This window comes from Rhizocola hellebori, from assembly GCF_016862955.1.
In the GTDB taxonomy this organism is placed as follows: Bacteria; Actinomycetota; Actinomycetes; order Mycobacteriales; family Micromonosporaceae; genus Rhizocola; species Rhizocola hellebori.
The window spans coordinates 25,106-31,645 of record NZ_BONY01000100.1 but is presented as its reverse complement, the minus strand read 5'-3'; the positions used below and the strand labels follow the sequence as shown (position 1 = coordinate 31,645).

Annotated in this window: 6 protein-coding genes; 2 read left to right on the top strand and 4 right to left on the bottom strand. The window is 68.5% G+C overall.

The annotated features are described in order from the left end of the window. Positions 1–66: 66 nt before the first annotated feature. The 3 genes from Rhe02_RS43195 to Rhe02_RS43185 are packed head-to-tail and all read right to left on the bottom strand — an operon-like array spanning position 67 to position 1,602. Entirely contained in the window at positions 67–495 is a 429-nt protein-coding gene (locus Rhe02_RS43195) for a PH domain-containing protein (protein WP_203914337.1), read from the bottom strand. Continuing rightward, positions 495–1,325 carry an ATP phosphoribosyltransferase gene (hisG, locus tag Rhe02_RS43190; protein WP_203914336.1) on the bottom strand — a complete coding sequence of 277 codons (831 nt, stop codon included), beginning with the start codon at positions 1,323–1,325 and terminating at the stop codon, positions 495–497. The genes Rhe02_RS43195 and hisG overlap by 1 nt, the downstream gene beginning before the upstream one ends. Positions 1,326–1,338: 13 nt before the next feature. Beyond that, positions 1,339–1,602, bottom strand: a complete 264-nt coding sequence (locus Rhe02_RS43185; RefSeq protein WP_203914335.1) for a phosphoribosyl-ATP diphosphatase — start codon at positions 1,600–1,602, stop codon at positions 1,339–1,341. Between the two features lie 142 nt (positions 1,603–1,744). Here Rhe02_RS43185 and Rhe02_RS43180 point away from each other — a divergent pair, with 142 nt between their 5' ends. Both Rhe02_RS43180 and Rhe02_RS43175 read left to right on the top strand, forming a co-directional pair. After that, the gene (locus Rhe02_RS43180) at positions 1,745–4,549 is read left to right on the top strand and encodes a DEAD/DEAH box helicase (RefSeq protein WP_203914334.1); all 2,805 of its coding nucleotides are present in this window, start codon (positions 1,745–1,747) and stop codon (positions 4,547–4,549) included. Then, complete coding sequence (locus Rhe02_RS43175; RefSeq protein ID WP_203914333.1) at positions 4,546–5,721, top strand: hypothetical protein; 1,176 nt, start codon at positions 4,546–4,548, stop codon at positions 5,719–5,721. Before Rhe02_RS43180 ends, Rhe02_RS43175 begins: the two co-directional genes overlap by 4 nt. Here Rhe02_RS43175 and Rhe02_RS43170 read toward each other — a convergent pair. Further along, a complete protein-coding gene (locus Rhe02_RS43170; protein WP_203914332.1) occupies positions 5,704–6,519 on the bottom strand; it encodes a GerMN domain-containing protein in 816 nt (271 codons plus the stop codon). The genes Rhe02_RS43175 and Rhe02_RS43170 overlap by 18 nt on opposite strands. Positions 6,520–6,540 lie beyond the last annotated feature (21 nt).

Here is a 6,540-nt window from a genome sequence, read left to right as displayed (position 1 = left end):
GCGGCAGCCCCGCCTGAAAGCCGATGTCTTCCCTCCTGATCATGAAAGCAAAGAACGCTTTCATGATCACTCAGTCCAGACACCGGCGCGGGACTGCGCATGCAGTGACCGCAGGCACCGGACGGCTTCCAGGGCGCGCTCCTTGTCTGCGGCCTGAACTGCGAGAACAGCCACCGTGTCGTCGTCTTCGAGGTCGAGGTAGACCCACGGCTGACCGCGGTCGAAGCGCACCTTGCGCACGACCTGCCACGGCAGCTGGTACCCGCCGATGATGTTCTGGACCTTGATGCCCTCATCGTCGGCCTGCACGGTGGGCCGCGCGATCACCATGACCCCGGTCGCGAAGATGACACCCAGCCCGATCATCGCCCACTTGTCGCTGGTGCGGAAGGTGGAGCCGGTCAGCGCCACCCCGATGATCGTGAACATGGTGACGATGGCGACCGCGGCCACGGCACACACCACGCGGACCCGCTTGGGCCGGTAGAGAGGCATCAGAGCCTGCACGCGTGGATGTCGGTGACGAGAATGGCGCGTGCGCCCAGGTCGTAGAGCTCATCCATGATTCTGTGCACTTCCACGCGCTGGACCATAGCCTGTACCGCCACCCAGCCCTCACGGTGCAGCTGCGAGATGGTGGGACCCTCGATGCCGGGGGTCAGCGCGCAGGCGTGATCGAGCTGATCGGCCCTCACGTCGTAGACGAGCATCACATAGCGGCGGGCCACCAGGACGCCCTGCAGCCGGCGCACCAGCTGGGCGATCTGGCCGCCGGAGACCTCTTCCCGGCCGACCAGCACCGCTTCGGAGACCAGCAGCGGCTCGCCGATCGGGGTCAGCCCGGCCTGGCGCAGCGTCGCGCCGGTGGCCACCACGTCGGCGATGAGGTCGGCGACGCCCAGCCGCACCGCATTTTCCACCGCCCCGTCGAGCTGGACGATCTGAGCCTTGATCTCGCGTTCGGCCAGGTAGCGCTCGACGACGCGGGGATAGGAGGTGGCGATGCGCTGCCCGTCGAGGGTGGTCGCCGAGCTCGGCGCGGCGAAGCGGAAGGTCGCGCCGCCGAAACCCAGCTTGAGCAGCTCACGCACGGGTGAGCCGGAGTCGACCAGCAGGTCCTGCCCGGTCACTCCCAGGTCAAGATCGCCGGAATCGACGTAGGTCGCGATGTCGCGGGGGCGAAGGTAGAAGAACTCGACGTCGTTGTCGGCGTCCAAACAGGTCAGGTCACGTTCGTCGGTGCGCTGCCGGTAACCGGCTTCCCGCAACATCTCCGACGCGGGCTGCGAGAGCGTGCCCTTGTTGGGAATGGCTATGCGAAGCATTGTCGATTTCCCCTTACAGGTGGCGGTAGACGTCTTTGAGTTCAAGCCCTGTCGCCAGCATCAGCACCTGGGCCCAGTAGAGAAGCTGGGAGATTTCCTCCGCGGCGCGCTCCTGGCCCTCATGTCGCGCGGCCATCCACGACTCGGCCGCCTCCTCGACAAGCTTCTTGCCCGCGCCGTGAACCCCCAGCGCCACCGCCGCGACAGTCCCAGATTGCGGATCTCCCGCGGCAACCTTGGCTCGCAGCTCCTCAAACAACCCTTCGAACGTCTTCACCCGGCCAATTCTGCCTGACCGCCAACAATGATTTATTTTGCGTACGCCCGCGGGACGTCGCGATCGGTTGAGGTGGGTTTCGAGACGTCTAGGATTCTGTTGTGGCCTGTGGCGGCAATCACGGTGGTAAAGGAGCGGTGGCATGCGTGTGAGGATGGTCCACCTTTCCCGCCCGATCGCCCTCATCCCTTCCGAGCATCTGGTGGGCGACGCCGGCAACGACCCGGCCCCGGTGCTGCGGGAGATCGATCAGCTTGCCGCGCAAGGGAATCTGCCCGCCACCCTGGGGCGCACCGGTGGCGGCTGGCGCATGGCGCTGCACACCTCGCGGCACGTGGCGTGGCTGCATCCCACCCCGGAGCAGGACGCCTTCCTGCTCGGCGAGGCCTTCTCCCGCCGATTCGGCGACGAGGACCGGCTCGCCGCGGGCGCGCTGCTGCTGCGCGCCACCTTCCACCAGCTCAGCTTGCGCGAAGCCCTGCCCGCCGATCAGCTGTGGCGCGAATGGGACAGCCTGCCGGCCGCGGCGCCCGGCTCCGGCCGCACCCCGCGTGACACCTATCTGGACGCACTGGAGCTGGCGGTTCAGGCCAGCCGGCATATCGAGATCACGAGGCAGCGCGCCGTCGCGCCGCAGCGGTATGTGTCCCGGGCCCACTCCGGCGGTGGGGTGTACAGCTTTCAGCTCGCGCGCTCCGGCGCCCTCGCGGCCAACAGCATCGTGTGCGTGGGCGAGGCACGCGAGGTCACGGGCAGGGTCGTCGGTGGCTATGGCCGCATGGTCACCGTTCGGTTCTCGGCCGATGCCGATCACGAACGCATCCGCAGCCAGGGCACGTTGCTGGTGATGCCCAGTGACCGGGCTCACGCCGCCCGGGGCGAGGCGCTGGCCCGGCTGCGGCGCGGCGACGCCCGCAACCCGGGGTTACTCGGACTGCTGACGGAGGAAACCTATTCGCCCTACCAGCCGCGCGCCGACGTCCAGCCGGGGCGCTCGCTGGATCCCGATCAGCTCGACGTCTTCCAGCGCGCGCTGGCCGTTCCCGACCTGCTCACCGTGCTCGGCCCACCAGGGACGGGCAAGACCACCACCATCGTCGAGGTGGTCACCGCCTGCGCGCGGGAGGGTCAGCGGGTGCTCGTCACCGCGCCGACCCACCGCGCTGTCGACGACGTGCTGGAGAGCCTGCCGCCGGAGCTGAGCGTGGTGCGTGTCGGAGCCGAAGACGCCATGAGCTCCAAGGTGAAAGCCCTCACCTTGGCGGGCCGGGCCGAAGCGGTACGCCGTGGGGTTCTCGCCGATACCGCGATGCTCGACACGCTCACCGAGGCGCAGCGCACCCGCCCGGTGCTGGAATGGCATCTGGCCCACCTGCACTCACAGCTGCAGATCGTGCAGACCTCCCAGGACGAGCTGGTCAGGACGGAAGCGGCGATCGCCGACGCGCTCAAGAAAGCCGAGGCCGCGCTGCGCGCGCAGCTGACTCAAGCCGAACGCGACTCGGTGCGCAAGCAGTCGATCCTGGCCACCACCGAGGCCGGGCTCACCCAGGCCTACCGCAGCGCGGTCGATGCCCAGGCCCGCGCCGACCGCGGGACCTCCCTCGCCTTCGCCTACCGCTGGCACGCCAGCCAGCAGCGCCGCCGCTCCGAGCGCCTGGCACAGGCCCTGCCCTCGGCGAAGACGGAGTCGGAGCACGCGCAAGCGCTTCGCGCGAAGCTGCGCGACGAGTTCGAGACCCTGGTCGCGCACGACCCGCAGGTGCTTGAGCTGCGGGCCGCGCACGAGCGTGCCCGGCATGCGCTTGATGCGGCGTGGCCGGAGATCCGCCGCGCCGGGCAGACCATCGGCGAGATGCTGCAGGCGTCCGGGGTGACCCCCGCCGCGCCGGCGGATACCACCGAGGGCTGGACAGGCTTCCACACCGCTTGTGTGGCAACGATTTCCACGCTCGAGCGGCGGGCGGGCCTGCTGCGCGACTGGCATGCCAAGCTCGCCGACGAGACCACGTCGCTCGAAACCGAAGTCGCCCATTACTCCGATGTGGTCGCGGTGACCTGTCTGGGAACAGAGACCGCGACCCTCATCGGCGAGCTGAGCTTCGACCTCGCCGTGGTGGACGAAGCCGGAAGGGTCGGCATGCCGGATCTGTTGGTGCCGCTGGTCCGCACGCGGCGGGCGGTGCTTGTCGGCGACCACACGCAGCCCCCACCGGTGTCCGGCGCGGAGGTCCAGCGATGGGCCGCCGGTCTCACCCTCGCCCCGGGCGAGCCGGAGCGGGTGACCGAGGTGTTGGCGCACAGCGGTTTCGAGCCGCTCTTCCGGAGCGCCCCGGAGCCGAACGGGCGATGGCTGCAGACCCAGCGCAGAATGCCCGCGGAGATAGCCGAATTCGTCTCCGCCACCTCCTACCAGGGTCGGCTGCGCAGCCAGCATCGCGGCCGCAGCCCGGATCCCCTTTTTTCGTCCCCCTTCGCGATGGTGGACACTGCCGGTGCAACGGGTGAGGCGGAGGCCGAACTCATCGCGCAGCTCATCGCGCACAGCCACCACCGCTACCGCGACTGGGCCGTGACCGTCGGGTCGCGCGCTCAGCGGGAGCTGGTGGTCGCACGTCTGCAGGACCTGCTCGGCGCAACAGCTCGGGTAAGCGAAAACGTCAGCAGCGCGGACGAATTCCGAAATGGCGAGTGCGACCTCGTCGTCGTCGCCTTGACCGGCAACTCCGCTCCCAGCCTACAGCCGCGACAGTTCAGCGCCACCATCACCCGGACCCGCCGCCAGCTGGTGCTGGTGGGCGACCTCGACGTGCTGCGAGCCGCTCGGGACAACGGCTTTCACGCGATCGTGGCGCCGCTGCTCGAGCATCTCGGCCACCGAGGCGATCTGCGCGATTCATCGCAGGTGCTGCAGGCGCTCAGCGCGATGGCGGGCCACCGGTCATGAAACAGCTGATCTATCCGGCGACAAGGGCCGTCGAGCACGCCTGCACCCAGGCTGGGGTGGTGCCGCAGCGCCTGTTTGCGGTGCTGCTGCCGCTGTGGCAGGTCGAGGTCGGCGCGGATGTCCAGGAGGAGCAACAGTTTGAGGTCATCGACCATTTCATCGTGCGAGCCATCGCCGAAGGCGACCTCCACGACCGCGACGCCCTGGTCGCCTTCCTCGGCCTGCCGGCCGGTCTGGTCGATCGATGCCTGGCCTATCTGCGCCGCATCGGGCACGTAACCGATCCCGGCCCGCGGCTCGACCTCACCGATCTGGGCCGCGAGTCGGTCAGCGCCGGAGTTCGCAAAGTGGTGAAGTCAAGCCGCCAGACGATTCTCATCGAACGCCAGACCGGGTGGCCGCTGCCGCGCGCCCACTACGACGCCGGGGTCGCGGTGCTCGACAGCCCGGAGCCCGTGCAAGGCCAGCTTTTCGACAGCACAAGGTTTCTGCGCGTGTTCACCGCCGCCGGCTTCGATCCGCAGGTGCTCGCCCGGCTGGAGACCCACCCCGACCGCGACGGCTTCAACCTGCCCAGCGGGCTGCACAACCTGCGGCAGGGCGAGGTGAGCGAAGGTTTCCTGCCCGCCTATCTCATCGAAACCACGGACGGGCAGCTGCTGGGCTACAGCGCGCTCGGCGAACATCGCGACGACTTCGTGGAGAAGGTTTTCGCGGCGACCCCGGTGCACCATCTGGTCCAGGCCGAGAGCGCGGACTCCCCGGCGGAGATCTGGCGCGAATGGCTCGCCCAGACCCCCGCTTACGGCTCCGGCGAGCTTGAGCAGTTGCCCGACGGGCGCTGGCGCGTGGTGCTGACGGCCGGGGACTTCGGTGAGGCGCCCAAGGTGCCCCTGATCCAGCTCGGCGCCTACCGCTTGCGCGAGAACCACTTCCTACAGGTGTGGTGCGAGGACGAGGCCACCCGCCAGGCCGCGCTTTACCGGCGCACGCTGGGCATCTCCACCTTGCCCGAGGTCACCACCGAGGCGGAACTGCTGCGACGGATGCGCAATCTGGCGGGCACCTTGCAGGTACCCGAGATAACCATGAAGCAATTGCGGGAACATGCCCAACACGTCGGCGGCGGCAGGCATCTGGACCGGCTCGACGCGCTAGCCGACCGTCACTGAGTGGTCGTCGAGGTGTTCCTTCTCGGCGTCCTCCGATGACACCAGGAAGGTGGCGATCACGTAGTCGCCCGGCTCCAGGGTGACGGTTTGTTTCGCCTCGCCCTGTTGCGGAGCGCCCTTGTCGAGCGTCACAAAACCTTCCTTCACCACCTGGGTACCAAACCGAACCTGGTAGTGAACCGTTGCCTCGAAAGCGATTCCGGCTATGTGCAGGGTCACCTCGCGGCCCACCCGGTCACCGTGCTGCGGGCTGATCAGCCACACCGGCGCGAGGGTGTCCAATGCGGAGGCTCGCTTCAGCGGCTTGCTCAGGTCCACGTGTCCCCAAAGCTCGGTGGCGGGCGCGCCATCGAGCAGAATCTTCACCGAGTCGATGTTGGGCACCGCGGTGACTGTCCACACCAGTTGCTGCACAGCGATTTGCGCCGCCTGCGCGCCCACATTGTTGGCGGTAGCGCCGCCGATGTCGACCGTCGCCGTGTTCCCGGCGATCGACACATTGAGCAGCTTGGCCCCGTTGGGCCAAAGGTTGGCGTAGTCGGGGTCGAGCGCGTTATGGCTCAGCATCTGCGACGCCGCGGCGCGGACCTGGCCCACCACCGAATCGGTCGGCTCCTGCACCCGATGGAACTCGCGCACCAGCCGCGGGCCCAGCCCTTCCGGCGTGGTCAGCGCGTAGTAGACGGCCACCGGCTGCTTGACCGCCGCGCTCGGCGTGCTGGAACCGGTCGGCGCGGGATCGGCGACCGTGCACGCCGCAAGGGTGGCCGTGAGGGCGAGGCAAACCAAGACACGCATAGATCCATGGTGGACCCTCGC

Coding starts and splice junctions, on each gene's coding strand:
- Rhe02_RS43195 (WP_203914337.1), bottom strand. CDS start 495: ATGCCTCTCTACCGGCCCAAGCGGGTCCGCGTGGTGTGTGCCGTGGCC.
- Rhe02_RS43180 (WP_203914334.1), top strand. CDS start 1,745: ATGCGTGTGAGGATGGTCCACCTTTCCCGCCCGATCGCCCTCATCCCT.
- Rhe02_RS43175 (WP_203914333.1), top strand. CDS start 4,546: ATGAAACAGCTGATCTATCCGGCGACAAGGGCCGTCGAGCACGCCTGC.
- hisG (WP_203914336.1), bottom strand. CDS start 1,325: ATGCTTCGCATAGCCATTCCCAACAAGGGCACGCTCTCGCAGCCCGCG.
- Rhe02_RS43170 (WP_203914332.1), bottom strand. CDS start 6,519: ATGCGTGTCTTGGTTTGCCTCGCCCTCACGGCCACCCTTGCGGCGTGC.